Genomic DNA, 22,268 nt, shown 5'->3' with positions numbered 1-22,268 from the left:
AATGATTTGTCAATAACGGTAAATAAAAATGCCTGTCTTTTGCAGGCATCTAATAATCATAACGACGAATTTTCTGATAATAAGTGAGCTTATTTCTTAAATTAGTTTCATAATCTTTTGAAAAAAAGCAGAGAAATAAGACATCCAGTATATACAGTAGCGATAAACGAGTAGAGAAAGACGAGAGTTTATGATAGTGATTTTCGGTTGAACATAAATATAAATGATAATCAGCCATTTTTTTAATTTCAAAATCTTCTGTAGAGGAAATCAGTAAAATAGGAGTGTGATTCTCTTTTAAACAGCGAATAATTCTTTCTACCAGCAAGCCTCTCCCACCAAACGATATTATAATAGCTAAATGCTGTTCATTACTGTAAGAAGCCGTTAAACGCTGAATATACTCCTCTTTAGGTACATTGATCTATATTCCGATTTCCTGCATTTGAAACTGGAAGTTTTCAGCAAAATGAAGATTCCCCGCAGAAGTATAAACATCAATCTTCTTTGCTCGTTTCATTGCATTTACCGAAAACAGCAGCTGATCTAAATCAAAAAGATTAAATATGTCTGCTTATAATCTTCCAGCATCCCTATTATAAGCTGTTTTCATTATTTGAATAGCAGAAATATTTACTGTCAGCATAAAAAAAGAAAAGATCAATGTGATTGTTCTCCCCATTTTAATTGTTTTCTATTTTTCAAACAGACAATACCCAAACGTGGAACTCCTAACGGCTTTGCGACTAATTCACACTTCGCCATAAACATAAAGAATAGGTTTTCTTTTGAATTTCCCAATAAACCTTCATAATTTCCCTGACCTTTAGATAAAATAAGATCAGCCTGATTAAAGACAGATTGAAATTCTACACTGGTTCTTTCCAGTACAGTTCCCAGTGATCCATCACCATTAGAAATGACGACAGCCACTTCTGCCATATTAACTTCGGTAGCGTCTTTAAGAGTGACATCATTGACGATTGGTTTTCCTCGTACTCCATAATAAACCTTTAAAGCAGGATATTGTATCTTTAATAATTCTATAAATAATTTATCTAAAACGATTTCCCCACAGTTATCGCCTAAATAAAGCAATGTATGTGCAGTATTTAATTGTTTCTTTAATTCATTTGAATCATCAACTGTTAATTGAGTTTTTTCAGCGTCTTTCAAAAGTTTTTTTATTGTGCTTTCATCAAAGGTATGCTTTGCGGCAAAATCAATCAAATTGCCAGTAATTGCAATCTTTAATGCAGATTCGAAAGGATCTTCGACACTTAAAATTTCTTGACGAATCGTTTCACTCATTGCCATCATGAACTCATTATAATACTGTTTGATCTTTTCATAAGGATCTTTATTTCCCAAAATTTGAATTACTTCTTCCCAAATCCCTGCCATAATCTCCGGATTGGTTTTTGACATATCGCATTGTTTCAATACGGTATCCGCCATTGCTAGCAGTTTCTCTTGAGTCTGCTTATTTAAATTTAAAAACTGACTAATTTTCAGCATTTGCACTCGATCACATTCAAAGCAAGCTTTATTCATTTTTTATCCTCCCCATTTTTATTTCATATTTTTAACGTCTTCAAGGGGAAAATGATGGTGTTTTGGCTGCTTTCTTTCAAATTCCTCTAACTTCTCTTTATTTAATTGCGCTATCTCTAGTTTTAATTCGCGCGCTGAAATACGACGACTCCCATGTCCTGCCACGATTAACTGCTCTAAAGCATCTGAAGTTGCCACGATAACATTATATTCATGGATCATCTGATGAGTCGCACGTTCTATGTAAGCGTCTGCCGTCTGAGCTTCTTTTGTATAAACAACATGAATATTATGATACTGTTCACTGATGCCAATGTTGCCTTTCACTTTATACGCATCAAAAACCAAAATCAACATGCACTGCTTATAACCTTGATAGTTACATAAAATATCCATTAGCTTTGATCGGGCTGCCCCCAAATTATGTTCTGCCAGATCTTTTAATTCCGGCCAAGCATGAATAATATTATAGCCATCTACCAATAAACATTCCGGTAATACCTTATAGATTTTTTCTTGTTTTATGCGATTTCGATCATACGTTTCCTTACTGGATAAACGGATTTTCCTTTCTCCGTAAGTTTTAGTAAATATTCTTTCCAATTCTTGATCTTCATTTTGAGAAATTGGATATTTAGGTGCTTCCTGCTGAACCACTTTAGGTTGTTTAAAATAGTTATCTTTCAGATGCTGAAATTCAGGTACTTCATCCCATTTCACGTTAAACCCAGCTCCATGAGCGCAAAAAACAGAACCGGTCGGATTATCGATATCGGATTCACTGTCATAGGCGAAAGCCTCAATGACTTCCTGCTGATTATGACATGGACGATAACCATCCAATCCATAGGTTAAGCGTCCTGTTCCCTTGGTATAGGAAATGAGTTCACTTTGGTAATTCTGCATTAAAGCAACTGGTGCTGAACCTGTCAAGATGACTTTATCTGATTGCGAATCTAAAATAGTAAACTGCCCGTTCATCTTTTCAATATCAAAGATTGCTCGACTTAAATATTCATTCGCAATTTCCATTTTAAATTGATAATAAGGTTCCAACAGCTGAGATTTCCCTGATTTTAACCCCTGACGAACAGCACGATAGGTGGCTTGTCTGAAATCTCCGCCTTCGGTATGCTTCAAATGTGCACGTCCATTGATTAATGTCACGATCATATCCGTGATAGGAGATCCGGTAAGGACACCAAGATGTTCCTTCTCTTTTAAATGCGTCAAGATTAATCGCTGCCAATTACGTCCTAAAATATCCTCTTTGCATTTTGTTTTAAATACTAAACCACTGTCTCGTTCTCCCGGTTCTAATAAAAGATGAACTTCAGCATAGTGTCTTAATGGTTCAAAGTGTCCTACTCCAATAACCGGTTCTAAGATTGTTTCTTTGTATAAGACTTGTCCCTGATCAAATTCAACATCAATATCAAACCGTTCTTTAATTCTATTTTTTAATATCTCAATTTGAATAGTTCCCATTAGTTGAATCCGGATTTCCTGTGTCGCCTCCTGATAGCGAAGATGCAGCTGCGGATCTTCATCAGCCAACTCCTGCAGCTGTTTTTGCATTTTAAAAGGATCACACTCTTTAGGCAGTAGAATACGATAATCCATGAAAGATGCTAGCATCGGTGTCTGCACTGCTGTTTCAATACCTAATCCCTGACCTACCGCTATTTGCTTCAAGCCTTTTACTGTACAGATTTCACCGGCACCAACTTCTTCATAAGTCTCATATTTATTCCCAGAATATTTTCTAATCTGGTCGACCTTTTCATCTTCTGACAATCGTGCTTTTACTTTAAGACTTCCTCCGGTAATCTTCATATGTGTTAAACGATTTCCTTGTTCATCCCTTGTAATTTTATAAACCTTTGCCCCAAATTCTTTTGGATAATGCCGAGTCTTAATATAACGATCCAATCCATTTAGTAAATGATCAATATTCTCTGATTTTAAAGCAGCGCCAAAGAAGCAAGGAAATATACGGCGATTCTCAATCTGATTTTGAATGGCTTCTAAAGAGATAGCTGTTCCATTCAGGTAATCTTCCAATAAATGATCATCGCTTAAAGCAATTTGTTCCATCGTTTGATCGTTTATTTCTGAAAAATCTATGCAGTTGGTACTTAATTTGCTCTGTAATTCTTTCATCAATAAATCTTTATCGGTTTGATTTAAATCCATTTTATTGACAAAGATAAAAGTAGGAATCTGGTAATGATCCAGCAATTCCCAAATTGTTTCACTGTGATGCTGTACTCCATCCGTCCCGCTGATAACCACAATAGCATAATCTAAAATTTGCAGTGTTCTTTCCATCTCTGTCGAAAAGTCTGCGTGACCGGGAGTATCAACGAGTGTAAATTCAGTGTCTTTCCATTTGAAAACAGCCTGTTTAGAAAAGATTGTAATTCCTCGTTCTCTTTCCTGCTGATCATAATCGAGAAACGCATCTTTATGGTCGACTCTGCCAAGTGCGCGCAGCTTTCCCGAAAGAAAAAGCATACTTTCTGTTAATGTAGTTTTCCCGGCATCTACATGTGCTAAAATTCCTATAATTGTTTTTTTCATCTATATTAACCTGCTTTTTTATTTTTTATCATCTCTATTATATAAAAAATAATAGATAATGAAAACTTATTTATACTTTCCATATATTAAAAAGCACATCTTTTGATATAGTCCTTACTACAATAGATAAATGAAATAACTATAATTCATTCATCTTCAAAGATCGAATTCATCATTCTGTGCTTTTTATCTATACATTTACATTTTATTATTAAAGTTAGCTTTATATTCAATACCTATTTTAATAAATATTTAAAGGGCTTGGTTATCTGTTTTGTATCGTCCTAGCCGGAAATACTTCCCGGCATAATCCGCATAATTCCCGCTTTAATGCAGTGCTACGGATATTTTTCAAACAGATCCCACATACTTTGCATATCTCAGCGATTTCAAACCCTTTTTACTAGCTCAGCGTTACCGATCGTCATCTCTTTCGTATGATCGGTCAAGTGCTTAGAATCGAATATTGAATCATTTCCTCAATAGTTTTAGGAACTACTTCCCACACTGAACCAATGAAAAGAAGTAAATTCTTTTCCAAATCGATTAGATAATGAAGCAATTCGCATTGTACTGTCGGATTAAAAAGAATCCTGCCTATTATGCAGATACGATTATCATCTAAAATAACGGTACTTAATTTTTTTTAACCGCTCATCTTACTGCCCGTCCCTTTCTTGCAAGATACTTACTTTCAAAATCATTTTCATCGATAGGTTTTGAAATCAAGTAACCCTGACCATAATCACAGGAAAGAGCTTTCAACAAGCTCGCTTGTTCCTGTGTCTCCACCCCCTCACAAATAACTTTAATATTTAAAGAATGTGCGACACTGATAATTAGACCTAAGATGTCCTGAATATTCTTTTCATTATGCTTATCTAACAAGAATGCCTTATCAATTTTTAATATATCTACCGGCAGTGAACTTAATAAGCTCAGCGATGAATAGCCTGTCCCAAAATCGTCAATTGAGATTAAGAATCCCTGTTGACGTAAATCCTGCAGCAGATAAATAATCGGATCCGAAAGACCGTTGATGGAATTTTCGGTAATTTCTATTTCTAAACTTGTCGGTCTCACGTCATATTTATCCAATATGATAAAAAGCTGTTCTCTAAAATTTTTTCGATAAAGGGTTACCCTGGAAAAGTTGATGGATACCTTAAAATCATTTTGTTCTAAGTGATGCGTTTTGATATAGGCACATGTTTTTTCCAACATATAAAAATCAAGCTCAAAGATATTTCCTGTCAATTCAAATAACGGAATAAAGCTATCCGGATATAAAAAGACATCTTTAGAAAATTGCCAGCGAACTAGTGCCTCTGCACCAATGATTTCCTGAGTAGCAACATCAAATTTAGGCTGAAGATAAAGCAAAAACTTTTCCTCCTTCAAATCACGATGCATTTGCTTAATTTTCATATTATCTTCTAACAGCTGAACTGTCAGCGTATGATCATACCAAACAATAGCATCACTTTTCATACTTTTGGCATTTTTATGAGCTAAATGAACACGATCAATGATCTCTCTGATTTCTATATCACCTTGAATTTTAAAACCGCCAAAACTAAAAGAAATATCACTCGCTATATCAAACTCACACTCTTTTTGAATAGCTTCAATTAACTGTGTACCAATATGTACATAAAGATCTTTACAATTTTCAGCTAAAAGATAAAAATTATCGGCTCCGCTTCTTGCACAGCAATCTCGCTGAACTGCTACTTTTTTTACAACTTTGGCAATAATCTTAATTAAAGAATCCCCCAAAGAATAACCATAGGAAGTATTAAGAAATTTAAAGTCATCAATATCAAAACATAACACTACTAATTCTTTATCTTGTTTCTTTTCTAAATATGCCACCACATTCAATTCAAATGCCGTCAAATTAGGTATCCCAGATAAACTGTCAATATATAAAACCTTATTTAATTCATCCTGTTTAAATCGATACCAAATAATAAAAGCGCCAATGGAAAGCACTAGGTAGAATAAGAAAAAAATAATGAGTTGTTTCAATTGAAGATTTGAATATTTTTCAACAGTATGCACCATCCGGTCTGCATCCTCAAAATAATTTTCACTTAAACTAAAAAGCCGATCAGGAGATTCTCCAGCACGAATATTTTTAATTTCTGTTTTAATTTCTTCCCATTTTATCATCATAGATTGAATTTGATTTTGATAATTTTCATCATCTATTTTAATCAGATTGAAAGATCCTTGTCCGGTATGTAAGTTTTCTAACAGATCATCCAGATAAACGATCATATCATCATCAGGATGATTCGTTAATTCTTTTTTGATTAAACGCTGCGTAGCCCCACGCACAACTCCACTATAATTTATCACTTTTGCATATCCAAGGTTTTGATAAAGCGAGAACATCAAAATTCCAATCGCAACAATCCATATAGCAGAAAAAATGATAATGTTATGTGTGGACTTTTTATTATGATCGTTCAACATCCTACATGCCTCTCTTCCATGTTGTATAACCCAAAATATTATTTTGTATAAGACAATGACAAATAACATAAGAAGAAGCTAAATCCCCAATTGTAGCTTAATTCGCATTTTTAGTCGTTATATGTCCCTTTTTATTATTTTATCATAGAAGCCCATTATTTGAAATTACTATATTTAGTTAGGAGCAATGACACCATTTTATTTTGATAAGAGTTATGGATGGTTTCTTGTTTAAAATAAAAAGAAATCTCTTTATAGGAGACTTCGTATATTAAGATTTTATTTTATATTGAATATATTTCTTTAATGATAGCAAGTGCATCGGAAATATTTTTTCAGGAGATCTTTCTAATAGTAACGCAGCTTCTTCTAACTTTACCCAATGAATATTGATCGTTTCATTAGTATTTTTCACTGGTTCTCCTTCTCCTTCACAAATAAAGGTCATCACGATCAATGAATAGATTCCGTCAAGATTTTGAGTGATATAAAATGGGGTGAATCCCATGATGCTTGCGGTTGGGTTGATCGCATACTCTGCCTGCTCCTGATCTATAATCTTTGTGACAGTTAATCCGGTTTCTTCGTATACTTCACGTTTTAAAGCATCAAAGACGCTTTCATATTCTCTGATTTTACCTGCAGCAATCTCAATAAGACCGTTCGTATTCAAGTCATTTTCCTTTTGCCGTTCCTGCATCAGAATATAGGTTTCATTTTCTATCGTTCTTTCAATGATCGCTGCAACAGCGGGTTTAGCAAATTGTTCTTTCATAAATTTCTCCTTCTATCCATTTTACTTGTTATCGAAAAACAAGAATAAAAGCTATGCCTTCCTTTGTCTTTTCCGCAAATATATCGCCATCCATTTTTCGCATGTATTCACGGCATATATAGAGACCTAAGCCATTTCCTTTTAATCCTTGGCTATTGCTTCCTCTAAAGAAGCTTTCAAAAATATGATTAAATTCATTATCACAAACTGGTTCTCCTGTGTTAAAAATGCGAACAAGCTGACAATAGTCCTCTTCATAAAAAGAAATATCAATATGCCTGCCATCCCCATATTTAAAAACATTTTCAAAAAGATTCTCAAAGACCTCCTGACTGCACTCAATATCCCCTTTTAACAAGCGATTATCAAACTTTTGAACAGTTAATTTAAGTTGTCTCAAATCACACTGTTCCTGATAAACCGCTAAAACACGATTCATTAGATCCATCAAATAGAATTCTCCTACTTCAACCTGAACATCTAAAATATCTTCCCTTGAAGAACGAATAATCTCTTCTACATAATTTTCAATTTCCGCTGCTTTTTCTCCGATTTGATGCATTGCATGAAGCTGATCTTCTTCCTTTATATAGATATTTTCTTCTAAAGCCTTACTATATAATTTAATTAAATTAATTATTAAAAAATCCTTAAATAATGAAAATTTATGGGGAATGGGGTTATTATAGAGGATTTGATTGAAGATTAAAATAAAAAAGGCTATTAGGACGTCTCCTAAAAAGCCAAATAAATAACTTATTTATCACTCTTTTTATCTTCTTTTGTTTTCCAAACATCATTATATACCTTACAATTGCTAAGTTCAGCATAAGTTGTTTTTCTTGGTTTATCAATTTTAGGTTTTGTTTTCTTTTTACTGTTTCTAATCATATTTTCTCCTAGACAATAGCAATAATTATAACCAATATAATAATAGTTAAAACGCTATAAATTCCAAAAACTTTTATAGACTTCTTTAAATATTCAGACTTTTCTTGATTCAACGGAATATTATCATGCAATATTACATTATAATGGTCCACAACCGCATCCATAGATTTTTTATAATTCACATTTTTTCGACTCTCTGTAATAATACTGTCCATATTTACTGCACTAAAATTTCTGAGCATTAAACATTTAACCAATAAAATGATATTAAGACTAAACAATAGAAATACACTATTAATAAAATACCCAGGACAATTAGTTTACTGTATTCGCATTGTTTAAAAAGCATAACAACATCTTTAATTGGAACAATTTGAATCCAAAGCGTTTCAATAACAACCAATGCAGACAAAAATATTCCCGCTTTGTTATCCAACGATTGAGTGGTTTGTTTTTCTTTCTCATACTCTTCTCGTAAGATTTCTAAAACTAATTGTGCACTTTCTCTATTATAATCTCTGGAGATAATAATCTACTCCCTTCGATTGCAATTTAGCAATTCGGTCATCACTAGCAGGATGACTGCTTACTAAGGTCGCAAACAGTCCATCAAATCCAGCACTGTCAAAGCGATCTAAAAACATGCACAATTCTTTTCCATAACCAAGGTTGGCAGAAAACTCATCCGCTGCATATTCATTACTTCGAGAAGATTTCATGACAAGCAGCATTCCGACCTTTGTCCATATTTTCATTAAACTAATTAATATGAAATCTACAATAATCCCACTTAAAAAAGCACCTAAATTTACGGCTAATTCCCCAACAAATATTCCAGTTAATTGAAAAATCAATGATACTATTCGAGCAAACATTCTTATTAAAACAAAAATTGTTGTAATTAAAAAGTTACCAATACAAACTACTAAAATTAAATCTGTATCTTTATGTGCTAAATGACCGAACTCATGTCCTAATACTGCTTTAATTTCCTCAACGGGAGCATTTAACATTCCTCTTGTGATACAGATTGTTCTTCTACCCGTTGCAAACGCATTAGCTCCATCATCATCTAACATAAACAATTTAACATTATTCGGAATTGTTTTATCCATACTTTTTGCTTTGGCGTACACTTCTTCAAATATTGGATTAATAAATCTTTTATAATCCTCTCTTCTTATTTTCTTGCACCCTGTTTGTAATCGCAATATCCATTCCCCAAATGGACTCAATGCAATGACTAACGAAATAAAATAAATTATTAAAGCAATGGCAAAAGCCTGAATCCACCCTGTATTAAACGTATTGATAGATAATAAAGCAATTATTCCTACATTGACCAATAAATAGATTAAAGTAGGTATATTCCTTTTTTCTAAAACAACCTTTATAAAGTCTACAATATACAAAACTCATTTCCCCTCTCATTACTATAGTAAATTAATCTTATAATAACAATTCACATAATTCAATGATTTCTGACAAAATGCAACAATTAATTTTTAAAATAATTATAGAAACATTTATACTAAGTACAATTTATTTCCTTTCATAATATATAGAGCTAAATAATAAAACATCAATACTTAATCTTTGATATATAAAGAAAATGAGCTATTATTAGGCATCTGCTGATAATTCTAATTTGTTCACAAAATTCACATAAAAATGTAGGCTATTTATTTAATAAATTGTGAAAATGTAAAATTATTTTTTCTCTAACTTCACTGCTTATTGTTGGCAACCTTAATAATGAAATGCCTGCTTTCTCTAATATACTATTTTTCAATTGATCTCGTTCTATTTGAGGAGATTGATTATGATACCCTCCATCCACTTCAATAACAGTAAATGGAGATTTACCTATTTTATAATAGATTACAAAATCACAACTCGCATTATTATGAATATACTCTATTTCTCTTGATGTAAATTTAATACGACTTACAGACACTAGCTGCTTTAAATAAATCTGCATATGAAAAATCAAAAAGTTAAAATCTTCCATTTTTAATACATCTCGCAATATTGCCGCAATGATTTGTTCTGATTTGAATTTAGAATCTTTCATTCTCAATTTTGAATTTAGTTTTTCTAGAGATTTATCATATTCTGTATAAAGTAAATCGAAAGCGGAAATAACGGGACTATCATAAGTTTGATCTTCATTTGCATAATACTTTATATAACGAATTAAAGCCGCTAAGTGTTTATTATTCTTAAGGAATACATTGTTCCCTGTTACCAAAGTAAATTTATTGATTGCTCTTGATACAGCAACATTAATAAGTGATGGATTATCTACAAAATCAATATTTTGCTGACTACTCTTTTTCTTATCTAACACTGTTGAAAATACTATCTCATTACATTCTCTGCCCTGAAATTTATGTATAGTACTGCAAATTGTCTCTTTTGGCATTTTTTCGCATGCAAGATTTACTTGTGCATTGTAAGGCGCAATAAATCCTTTTTCACCTTTAACAGAAAATATTTCATCATTTACTTTAAGATAGGATTCTATTTCTCTTAGATTTGACAAATTGCGCATGTGATTTCCTGGAGATGTCACAATGAGTGATAAAGCATCTTCTCCTCTATCATTTTTCATAGGAATAAGTTGATTATTATAAAATTCTTTATTACAAAATTGAATTATTTTGGGATGGCATCTGTAATGTTCTTTTAACAAAGTTCTAGGAACTTCATCTTTAAATATTTCATCTAATGAATCTAAAAGGCTCAAGTTTTCGCAATCGTATAAACTATTAGGACATTTTACATTCGTTTTTATTGGGATGTGTGGTAATTGCTTTCTATCCCCGACAATAATAATATTTTTTGCGCAACCAAAACATAAAATACCAGGAATAATGTCCTGCTGTGAAGCTTCATCTATAATAACGTAATCTAATATATAGCCTCTTGCAATAGAATTCATTAAAGAATGTGTACTACTGCCTATTATAGGAAAATAGTTTAAAAACTTAGAGAAGTCTTTATAATAATTACCAATATTAAAAGTTGGACAATCGTTTGGAAATTTTTTAATAATATAATCGTATAAGAAAGCCATAGATTTTTCTTTTAAAGATTTTAGATCATACTCATAATCTTCTTTATCAAGCACCTCTTTAATTCTTTTTAAATCTTCATCTTTTTCATATAATAATTTGTCATAATAAGTAAATTGAAGTGAAAAAACAAAATTTTGTCTAGTCTCTAAATCATTCAAAAATTTGCTTCTAATTATTCTATAATTCATTAATAAATTGAATTTATCGATAAAAGATAAGAATTTATCTGACAGTCTTCTTACATAGACCAATAAATTAACCATCTCTGTTGTGGATAAATGATATTTATTTATATCAATCATTTTTATTTCCGGATGATCTTGCTGCCATTTTAAAAGATATTCTTTTTCAATTTTTATCTCCTCAATTTCGCTATTAAGCCTAGCCAAATCATTTTTAGCTGATAGTAAATTTTCTATATTTTTTTTAATTTCAGTTATTTCATCAATCTGAATTGGACTACTATTAAGTGCAGGTTTTTTATATTTAATATCTTTAAAGAAATCATCTTTATTTTCCCAGTTACCTAATTTCGCTATTAAAAAATCTAAGTTTACTTTTTCTAACTTTTCATAAACATTTTTAACAGCTGAATTATTATTTGATACTATTGCGCATGTTTCGCCATTGATTATTATATTTGCTAAAATATTTAGAATTGTTTGTGTTTTACCAGTTCCTGGTGGTCCCTCAATAATACTGATCTGTGATTTAAAAGCATTAGTTACTGCATCCATTTGAGTTTCATTAATTCCAAACGGAAATATTAAATGCTCTTTATTGATTGTTTTTCTTACATTCTTAGTCAAGTATGCATTTAAACAGGTTTGATTATACGGAAGTAATTTATCAAACTGATTTAAAACATTTTTTGCTATTTCTTCGTTTCTCTTACCTTTAGTAACTTTAATTCTTTCTTCTGCTACTTGTAAAAAATATTTATAAATATCCCCATCTTTTATATTTGTTGATTGTGAGAGTATATTGTTAGACTTCAGCATTATATACCATTCATTACTTTCAATAAATTTAACAATATAATACTTATTTCCAATTTCAAATGCCTCTTTAATATTTTGTACTCTCTTGTTAATTTTATTGTACAATAATAAGTCACCTGTATGCCTTTTGCAAGGCTCTATTTTCCATTCATTTAGAGGTCTATGATACTTTTTATCAGACTTATATGTTATGGATGCCATCAATTGATTATTATTTGCTTTATAGATACTCCAATCCTTAATTTGATTCGTTAAATCATTTCCTCCCAATATAATTTTAAACACAATATCACCTGCCGTTAATAAAATTATACCAACATTCCGTATCTATTTACAGTCTAAAATAAAAATATGTTTAATTTAAATATGAAAACTTAAAAAGCAAAAAATAGATAAAAGTATCATTGCAAAAATTTTCTAAAACCAATCTGTCTCCACTTCAATATATAAACTGCATAATATAACATAAAAAGTGTCACCTAAATGACACTTCATATAACTATCAAAATTTTTGCACTCAAAATGTATTCAGTTATTATGAACTCCTCAAACCACTCATATTACTATATTTTAATTTCTTTCACTTATTTGCTTTTCCAAACTATAATTTACCGCCAACACCTTTAAACTTTTCTACAAAAGCAGATATTTTCTGAAATACGGCTTGTTTTTTTGTTAAATACTTTGGATTAAGCGGACTCATTTTAGGTAGTATTTCATTTAATTCTGTACCATTTTCACTGGCATATTCCCTCTTCAATGAAACTAGGATATATCTCTTTGCTGCTTCTACATTAAGATTTTCTTCATTAATTAATTCCTCTGCTTCTCTTGCTTGCTCTTTTTGAGCAAACAAGAAGAATGCATCAATAATACTTGCCTTATCTTGAATCTCATTTAAATCAGTTTTATTCATAAAATCTACAATCAAACTTTCTTTTGCACGATTTCCAGTACTAGAACGAATGATACGACGTGCTTCTTCAACTAAGACTTCTTTATCCTTTACTGCCTTATGTTTTTCAAAAATAAGTTCCAAAATATAATCGAGATTAATTTCTTGAGATTTTAATAAATCAACTTCAAAGATAACATCGTCCCAATCAATATTTAAATTTTCATTCTCTTTTCCAGCTTTTTCGCGACGTAGCCAATCTCGAATATCATTGTATACCGAACGATAATCTTGAATAGTCCTCTCTTTTGGAATTTGAATGTCTTGCATGGCTTTTATCTCTTCATCAGTAATATAATGAGTAGCTTTAAATTCTTCCAACTCTTTTGGATTATTTATATCAATAGACTGCAATGCCTTTAAGTTAGTAAATTCATCATAGTTTTGCAATACATTTTCAACACGCAGATACTCACCAAATAATTTAACGAATTCTTTTTTATCTTTTTCAGTAACTATTTGCTCAATATCCGGGAATCTTGAAGTTAACTCTTTTACTACTTCTACATAACCACGACAAGCCTCACCTGTAGCTATATCAGTAAATCCTTCCATATACTCTTTATAACTTTTTTCAAGTACTACGTTTTTAGTGTTTTTGTCTCCAAAAAGTGTAATCGCATCTATCGTCGCTTGTTCTAAGTCTCTAAAAGTCACAATGTTACCAAAAGTCTTTGTTGAATCATAAATACGATTTGTCCTTGAAAATGCCTGTATTAAACCATGGAAACGGAGATTCTTATCGACAAATAGTGTATTTAGAGTTGGTGCATCAAACCCTGTTAAAAACATTCCTACTACAATTAATAAATCAATTTCCTGTTTTTTCACACGATTCGCAAGATCGCGATAGTAATTTTGAAATTCTTTACTATCTACACTAAAGGTTGTTTTAAACATCTTATTATAATTACTAATTGCCAAAGTTAAAAACTCTTTTGCACTACTATCCAGTGCTGTTGGTTCGAATGTCTCATCGACAATTTCTCCAATTGCACTTTGTTCTTCATTGGCAGCAAAAGAAAATATAGTCGCTATTTTTAAGGGCTTATCACTGTCTTTCTGTAAATTATTAAGACATTCATAATATAGTTTTGCCGCTTCAACACCACTAACAGCAAACATAGCATTAAACCCCTTCGCCCCAATATGCGAACGATGCGTTTTTAATCTGAAATTATTTAAAATATATTGAGATACTTCCTTTATTCTCTCAGGATGAAGAAGTGCTTCTTTTGTTTCTGCAGCTAATAGTTTTTTCTCATCTTGCTCCCTCTCAATGGTTTTAAATTTAGGGCGAACATCATTATAATCTACTTTGAATTTAAGAACTTTTTCATCTCTAATCGCATCTGTAATAACATAAGAATGCAGTTCCCTCCCAAATACAGAAGCAGTAGTTTCTGCACCTAATGCATTTTCAGGAAATATCGGCGTACCAGTGAATCCAAATTGATAATACTTTTTAAACTTCTTCTTTATGTTTTTTTGAGCTTCACCAAATTGAGAACGGTGAGCTTCATCAAAAATAAAAACTACTTGTTTATTATAAATCGCTAAATCTTCATCACTTTTTATAAGATTGTTCAACTTTTGAATTGTGGTAACAATAATTTTATTATCATCTTTTTCAATATTTCGTTTAAGTCCAGCAGTACTCTCTGAACCATTTACACTATCTGGCGAAAACCTTTGGTATTCTTTCATAGTTTGATAATCTAAATCTTTTCTATCTACCACAAAAAACACCTTGTCTATAAAATTGAGTTCTGTGGCAAGACGAGCAGCCTTAAAGCTAGTTAAAGTTTTTCCTGATCCTGTTGTATGCCAAATGTATCCACCACTTTCAGTAGTACTCCATTTTTTAAGCTCATACGCACTTTTAATTTTCCATATAATTCGTTCAGTAGCAGCTATTTGATAAGGTCTCATGACCAATAAATTATTACTTGAATCAAAAACAGAATAATGTAACAAAATTCTTAATATCGTATTCTTTTGAAAAAACGTTGCTGTAAAATCTTTAAGGTCCTTAATCAATGAATTATCTGATTTTGCCCAATTCATTGTAAAATCAAAACTATTTTTTTCACGTTTCGTCGTATTTGCAAAATATCGAGTATCCGTACCATTAGAAATTACACAAATTTGTAAATATTTGTATAGTGAGTTATCACTGTTAAAACTTTCTTTGCTATATCTATTTACTTGATTAAACGCTTCTCTAATAGCAACCCCGCGTTTCTTAAGCTCTACCTGTACCAAAGGAAGACCATTCACCAAAATAGTAACATCATAACGATTCGCTTGGGTTCCTGTTATTTCAAATTGAGAAATAACCTGCATTTTATTTTTTGCTATATCCTCTTTATTTACAAGATAAATATTTTTTATGTGCCCATCGTCAAACACAAAATCATATATATAGTCATTATGGATTTTTCGAGTTTTCTCTATATGATTATCACTTGGTTTATCTAAGTATTCTTCACAGAACCTTACCCACTCTTCATCACTAAACACCACGTCATTAAGCCTTTCTAGCTGCACACGCACATTTTTAAACATTGCTGCAGGAGTTGTTAACTCTGGTAAATATTCATATCCTTGATTCACTAAATCTTGGATAAATTCTTTTTCAAGAGATGCTTCTGTTTGATAAACTGCAGCTGCTTCTCGTATAAGTGAATACTTTTCATACTTATCGAGAACTATAAAATTCTTTGTTTCTGCAATAGGATTGTATTCATACATTTTTATTCCTCCTTCCAAAAGCTATAAGTGTTAATTAAGTGCTCAAGTAATAACTTAACTGTTTGTTTTTCCTGTGGTGTAGGCTCAGCTATAACCTCACCAGCTATCGTGGAATGGCTAGTAAAATTAGTAATGCGTTTATAATAAACATCCCTATCACCTGGCAACAAATCACCCCAATCGGTATAACCTAAAAAGCTAGCAGTTTTTTCATATAAGTTTCTCAAATAGGTGAAATGTTGTCTTTTAACTTGATTATTTGCAACAGCAGTCTCTAACTCACTTTTTAAATATAAATGATAAGAAAGACATCTATTGGAATCCCCTTGTACCTTATTTAATTCAAATGTATTATCTTCTAGTCTACTTAGGATATAGCCAGCTTTTTGCTTTGTTTCGTTATACATTATATTATAAAAGTTGATATTATGCGTAGTAATAATGAATTTTACATTGTTAAGTTCAAAATCACTAGACTTAATTAGTCTTGCTAGGTTTACTGCAAGTTCTATTAAATGATTTTCATCTAATGAAGTTACTGGATCATCAATAAAAACATATTTAATGTTGTCAAATTGATTTGTTTCTCTATCGCTTTCTTCTGCAACATTTAGTACGTTAACAACTTGTTCAAGTAATGCATAAAAAACACTCCAAATAAAACAACTTTCCTCACCTTTAGAAATTTTAATATTCTCTGCAATTGAATTATTCCCACGATTATATGAAAATATTACTTCTGTAAAAGCATCTACAGTTCTCTCTCTTTCGTCGTTATCCTTAATAGTATACTTAGAATTAAAACTTGGATTCAATTTATCATCTGTGTAATGCTGAAAATATTTAACAACATTTCGATCTTGTCCTTGATCTTCAAAAACCCACTTTGTAAAAACATTCGGATGTATTTTAAGTTTTGGTTTAGCATCATCTTTCAGATCATTATCCCAGTAAAACAAATCTTCTGTAAACGCATTGTAATAAAGGATTTTCTTGTTTTTCAAATCTGTTTCTTCTTGATCCATGTCAACCTTAGGAGAAACAAGTGTTTTAAATTCTCTTGATAGTCTTGTCTTTCCGTTTCCGTTAAATGCATAAATTAACTGGACTTTCTTATTATTATTTTTTAATTGCTGCGCAATTTCTTTTAAAGTTTTCCCCATATTTATTCCTCAGCATCTATATTTTTGAACGTTAAAAGTTTATCTCTATAATATTCGTATTGTTTTTGTCTAGCTTCAATTTCAGCAGGAAGTCCTTTAGAAATATCATTGCAAAGTGTGTCAAAACGATCGAGTATATCTACGATGTGTTCCATAGTTGCTTTTTCTAATACTGGAATCGGAAGGTTTCGTAGTTTTCCAAGTGCAAGAAAAACTTGACTTCCTTTACTTCTGTTATTTTCGACATATTTTTTGACCTTGCTTGTCGTTAAATAATATTTTAAAAACCGAGAAATTATTTCATCACCAGTTTTTATCAATCCGACATTTTTTATTGCAAAATCTGGTTCATTTTCAATCAGCCCAATTTCTCCAACTGTTCCTATCATCGTGAAGAGTAAATCCCACAAATCAACCTTGCTACGCTGATTTATAGAATTAAAATCTTGCAAACTTATCAAATAAGCATTTTCAAAATTTATCGTGCCATTTTTCACATTTTTTGATGTGATCAAAAATTTTCCTTCAGTTGCTGGTTTGGGACTGTCGTGAGTCCCATCTCTAACATCAGCAATTGCAGAAAGCGGAGAAAAAGTAGTGTTAGCTAAAATATTAGATTCAAAAACACTATCCCTATAATACTCAAACTGTTTTTTTCTTGCTGTAAGCTCTGCTGTAAGCTCTGCTGTAAGCTCTGTGAAATTGTCCAAAATACGGACAATTTCCTCTTGCACAGAGAGAGGGGGGACAGGCAATAAAAAAGTAGAATATTTTGCTATCCACTGTCTTGAGTGATCGACTGGCTCATACTTAATACTTTTCATAAAATGATACACATATCTGAATGATACATCTTTAATTTTTTTCGGTTTAACCCTTAGCATTTTCATAGCAGAAGATTTGATTTTAAAGCTAAAATCTACCCAGTGAAAAGATGTTGTAAAATCATCAAAAATAATAGTTGGATTTTCTTTTGTCGCAATATATATTCCATTTACTTCACTTGTGTACCCCAATATAAATGATTGTCCAGCGGTTAAGACAGGTGTTTTAAAGCTATTATCATAATTAGTGTCTTTTACGATATATTTTGCGGGTTGTTCATAATCTAACACCGAATCTAATTTATCATACGCTACCCCATTAGGACAAAGTTCTTCTATAAGCTGCTCTAATTTACTCATTTATCCTACCTCAATTTCTGCAATTATTTCATCAATCTCAGCACGAAGTCTATCTATGTTTGCCACTGTTTTTTTAATTTTAGCATTTAATTCAACTATATTAATTACTTCTCTTGTATCCTTAGGCTTTACATAAGAACTTACAGAAAGATTATAATTTTCAGCTGATATTCTATCTTTATCTACAGATATCGCAACATGCTCTATATCTTTTTTATTAACAAACAGTTCTAAGATAGCATTTATATGGTCTGATGTTAAAACATTGTTGTTTGTTTCTTTTTTGAAATAATCTTCACCACTTGCATCTATGAATTGAGTTTTAGTATCCGTTTTATGTTTTGAAAGTACTAAAATATTAACAGCAATTGAAGTACCATAAAATAGATTAGGAGCAAGAGAGATAACAGTTTCTACAAAGTTATTATCAACTAAATATTTTCTAATTTTTTGTTCAGCACCACCACGATAGAAGATACCGGGGAAACATACAATTGCTGCTCGTCCTTTACTAGAAAGATAGCTTAAAGCATGAAGAACAAACGCAAAATCAGCTTTAGATTTTGGTGCAAGTATACCTGCTGGTGCAAAACGTTCATCATTGATAAGAGTTGGATCGCCACTACCAATCCATGGTATAGAATAAGGAGGATTTGACACAATTGCATCGAATGGCTTATCATTTCCAAATTGTGGATCTAATAGAGTGTTCCCTAGCGCTATATTAAATTTATCATAGTTTATATTATGCAAAAACATATTCATACGAGCAAGGTTATAGGTCGTATGATTAATTTCTTGCCCAAAGAACCCATCTTCAATAATATGCTCATCAAACTGTTTTTTTGCTTGTAATAGAAGTGAACCAGAACCTGCTGCTGGATCATATATTTTATTTATTGTTGATTGACCATGTATTGCAAGTTTTGCTATAAGTTCAGATACACATTGTGGTGTGAAAAATTCGCCTCCAGACTTTCCTGCATTAGCAGCATAATTCGATATCAAAAATTCATAAGCATCCCCAAACAAATCTATTTGATTATCTTCAAACTTACCAAAATTAAGCCTCTCAACGCCTTTAATTACAGCTGCTAAGCGACTATTTTTATCTTTAACTGTATTTCCTAATCTATTGCTCGTTGTATCAAAATCAGCAAATAATCCTTTGATATCTGATTCAGACGGGTATCCATTTGCAGAACTTTCTATTGCTGAAAATATTTCAGCTAAATCTGTATTTAAACTATCATTTGTGTTTGCTTCCTTTGCAATATTAGAAAATAATTGGCTTGGATATATAAAATATCCCTTTGTTTTGATTGCATCTTCTTTGATCTCTTTTGTTATAATGCTATCATCTAATTCTGCATAGTTAATACTATCGTCCCCTCCTTCAATATAATTTGAAAAGTTCTCACTAATAAAACGATAAAAAAGAGTTCCCAATACATATTGTTTAAAGTCCCATCCATCAACGGATCCTCTAACCTCATTTGCTATTTTCCAAATTTGTGATTGTAATTCTGCTCTCTGTGCCGCACTTGACATTTCAATTCCTCCGTTTAATATAATTAATAAATCTATAGCATTCAAAATTGTTATATACTATTTTACTTTTCATTTGCATATTAGCAATTTGATTATACCATTTTTTAATACTCCCTTGTATAAAAACTTCACTCTATAAAAATTACAAATAACCACAACTCATTCGTAAATACTAATATAAACTTCTTTAATTTGATTATAGATATTTGCTTTTACTTATCAAGTTATACATCTTATTTCTAAGCAAACACTAATCATTATAGTTTTCTGTATTAATGGTGTTATATCAAGAAAATACTACTTTCAAATAGAGTGAAAAAGATATAATCAAAAACTTTTACAAATAAGTTGGGTAAATAAAAGATATAAACACTTACTTAAATACAAAAAAAGCTCTTTTAACCAAGCCTATTGTCATAAAAGAAAATACAGATAATCATTGAAATTATCTGCATCAATAGCTACTAATAGTTTTTTCTTATTCAAACTCTTTGAATTCATATGTTTTTACTAACCTACTTAAATTAAGATTTATCACTTATTTTAAAATTTGTTTTTTTATACTTTTAAACAATATCATCAATTTTCCAGATGAAAAATATGTAATTTATTAATTTTATATTAACTGAAAAATTCATTGATTTTATCAAATAAACGTTTATTTTCTTCATAGTTTTTAATGTCAATATATAACTTTTGATTTTTAAAATCATTTGAATCTAATCCAGTATTTTGGCAATACTCGTTTATAACATCGACATATACCTCTATAATTTCATCTATATTATCACTATGCGAATCATTAGTATATTTAAAATCACTAAAATCATAATGATTTCCATCAAGTGGTATAGTATCTTTCAAAATCAAAGCATACATCACTAAAGAAAGAAAATAATATTTTCCGTTTTTCAAAATTGTATTTTTGTTTTCAATATTATATTGATGACTATTGGAAAATTTATCATATAAACTACCTAATCCAACCACAAAATTAATAGGTTTGAAACGCTTATTAAATTCTACCTCATCTATTTCATATTTTAATTCATCATTCAATACACTATCAATAATATTCTTAGATGATTTTGATCTTGCATCCCCAGGTTTTTGCTGATAATAAGCAACATAATTTCTTAAAAGAGTTGGTATACTATAAGCATATTTCTTAATTGTTTCCTCTCCTCTTTTTGAAATATAAAAATGATATTGATCTCTATTATCCTTGTATAGTTGATTAATTTCAAAAATTCTTTCATTTGTATAAGCTATATCTTCTACAGAAATTGGCTTTTGTCTATTTAAAGAAACACTAATTTTATTCAAATCATTTTTACAATCTGTATTTGGATCATTAACATACATAACTCTCAATAATACTTTTGCATTTTTTTTAGCATAATCTAATTCGTCTTTTAATTTGGAATTATCAAAAAAATAATTTGCAGCCGTTGAGATTGTTTGTGCTCCGTTAATAATTGAAATATTACCAAACTTATTAAATGATAGTACAACTTTATTAGGATTAAATAAATCAATATTATCTTTACTAGATACTATCATAGTTACACCATTGTTAAGATACCAAAAATCTTCCGGACTATTTGATAAAGTGCTTAATATGTTTTTTTCAACATCAAAAGAGTCCTTTAATTTATATCGAACGTTTTGATCAAATAAGACATCACCAATATAATTATACATATTTGCAATATCGTAAAGATTCGCTGTAAAAACATATGAACTTACTTTTGAAGATATGCTTTTTGAATTAAGATTTTGAACATTATTATCAAATGGTACAGTAATAGAAGACAATCTACTATCTATTCGTACATCAAATTCTTTGCTTACATTTTGAACATCCTGAATAATTTGGTAAATAACTCTTGTTACACTTTTACATTCAAATTCTTTTTTTATTAACCTTCTAATTTCTTGTTTCCATTTTTCAACTTCTAATTTCATTTTATAATTTTCTACAATTATAACAATATAGTAAAAATTGAATTGGTCTTTATCATTTATATTATTTTGATTTCTGATCTCACTAATTAGACTTTCTATTTCTTGACCATTTTTTACATAAAAAAAATTAACAAAATCATCTGAATTTTCCATATTTAGTTCTTTTAATGTAATAAAATTTTGTTTATAAAGTGTCATTTTAACATTATTTTTAATCTTTTGAATTTCATCATTATCGTATTCCTTAAAAAAATCTTTTTCCTCTAAAAATTGATTAATTAACTCTACACAATTATTATTATTTATTTTTCTAGCCATACTTATCTCC

14 protein-coding genes are annotated in these 22,268 nt (G+C 30.6%); all 14 read right to left on the bottom strand.

Annotation, left to right across the window (positions count from 1 at the left end; all coding sequences use genetic code 11):
- Nucleotides 1-49: 49 nt before the first annotated feature.
- Nucleotides 50-400, bottom strand: a complete 351-nt coding sequence (locus ACLRVU_RS00760) for a MurR/RpiR family transcriptional regulator (protein WP_412890762.1) — start codon at nucleotides 398-400, stop codon at nucleotides 50-52.
- A gap of 260 nt (nucleotides 401-660) precedes the next feature.
- The gene (locus ACLRVU_RS00755; RefSeq protein ID WP_412890252.1) at nucleotides 661-1,554 is read right to left on the bottom strand and encodes a damage-control phosphatase ARMT1 family protein; all 894 of its coding nucleotides are present in this window, start codon (nucleotides 1,552-1,554) and stop codon (nucleotides 661-663) included.
- 18 nt (nucleotides 1,555-1,572) lie between these two features.
- Nucleotides 1,573-4,137, bottom strand: coding sequence for an NYN domain-containing protein (locus tag ACLRVU_RS00750; RefSeq protein ID WP_412890251.1), 2,565 nt, complete (start codon nucleotides 4,135-4,137; stop codon nucleotides 1,573-1,575).
- A gap of 654 nt (nucleotides 4,138-4,791) precedes the next feature.
- Nucleotides 4,792-6,618, bottom strand: a complete 1,827-nt coding sequence (locus tag ACLRVU_RS00745; RefSeq protein WP_412890250.1) for an EAL domain-containing protein — start codon at nucleotides 6,616-6,618, stop codon at nucleotides 4,792-4,794.
- A gap of 271 nt (nucleotides 6,619-6,889) precedes the next feature.
- Nucleotides 6,890-7,393: an NUDIX hydrolase gene (locus ACLRVU_RS00740; protein ID WP_412890249.1), complete on the bottom strand. Its 504-nt coding sequence runs from the start codon at nucleotides 7,391-7,393 to the stop codon at nucleotides 6,890-6,892.
- A gap of 28 nt (nucleotides 7,394-7,421) precedes the next feature.
- Nucleotides 7,422-7,955 (bottom strand): sensor histidine kinase, encoded by a 534-nt coding sequence (locus tag ACLRVU_RS00735; RefSeq protein ID WP_412890248.1) that lies wholly within the window; start codon nucleotides 7,953-7,955, stop codon nucleotides 7,422-7,424.
- Nucleotides 7,956-8,149: 194 nt separating this feature from the next.
- A complete protein-coding gene (locus tag ACLRVU_RS00730) occupies nucleotides 8,150-8,284 on the bottom strand; it encodes a hypothetical protein (protein ID WP_412890247.1) in 135 nt (44 codons plus the stop codon).
- A gap of 509 nt (nucleotides 8,285-8,793) precedes the next feature.
- The gene (locus ACLRVU_RS00725) at nucleotides 8,794-9,696 is read right to left on the bottom strand and encodes a M48 family metalloprotease (protein ID WP_412890246.1); all 903 of its coding nucleotides are present in this window, start codon (nucleotides 9,694-9,696) and stop codon (nucleotides 8,794-8,796) included.
- A 266-nt stretch (nucleotides 9,697-9,962) separates the two neighbouring features.
- On the bottom strand, nucleotides 9,963-12,650 hold the full coding sequence (locus tag ACLRVU_RS00720; protein ID WP_412890245.1) for an AAA domain-containing protein: 2,688 nt from the start codon (nucleotides 12,648-12,650) through the stop codon (nucleotides 9,963-9,965).
- Nucleotides 12,651-12,966: 316 nt separating this feature from the next.
- Nucleotides 12,967-16,074, bottom strand: coding sequence for a type I restriction endonuclease subunit R (locus ACLRVU_RS00715; protein WP_412890244.1), 3,108 nt, complete (start codon nucleotides 16,072-16,074; stop codon nucleotides 12,967-12,969).
- A gap of 2 nt (nucleotides 16,075-16,076) precedes the next feature.
- On the bottom strand, nucleotides 16,077-17,237 hold the full coding sequence (locus ACLRVU_RS00710; RefSeq protein ID WP_412890243.1) for an anticodon nuclease: 1,161 nt from the start codon (nucleotides 17,235-17,237) through the stop codon (nucleotides 16,077-16,079).
- 2 nt (nucleotides 17,238-17,239) lie between these two features.
- Nucleotides 17,240-18,421, bottom strand: a complete 1,182-nt coding sequence (locus tag ACLRVU_RS00705) for a restriction endonuclease subunit S (protein WP_412890242.1) — start codon at nucleotides 18,419-18,421, stop codon at nucleotides 17,240-17,242.
- Entirely contained in the window at nucleotides 18,422-19,972 is a 1,551-nt protein-coding gene (locus ACLRVU_RS00700) for a type I restriction-modification system subunit M (RefSeq protein WP_412890241.1), read from the bottom strand.
- Nucleotides 19,973-20,593: 621 nt separating this feature from the next.
- Nucleotides 20,594-22,258: an AIPR family protein gene (locus ACLRVU_RS00695; RefSeq protein ID WP_412890240.1), complete on the bottom strand. Its 1,665-nt coding sequence runs from the start codon at nucleotides 22,256-22,258 to the stop codon at nucleotides 20,594-20,596.
- Nucleotides 22,259-22,268: the final 10 nt, after the last annotated feature.

Origin of the sequence: Beduini sp. (assembly GCF_047239305.1) — a bacterium.
In the GTDB taxonomy this organism is placed as follows: Bacteria; Bacillota_I; Bacilli_A; order Erysipelotrichales; family Coprobacillaceae; genus Beduini.
This window is presented reverse-complemented; position numbering and strand designations above follow the sequence as displayed.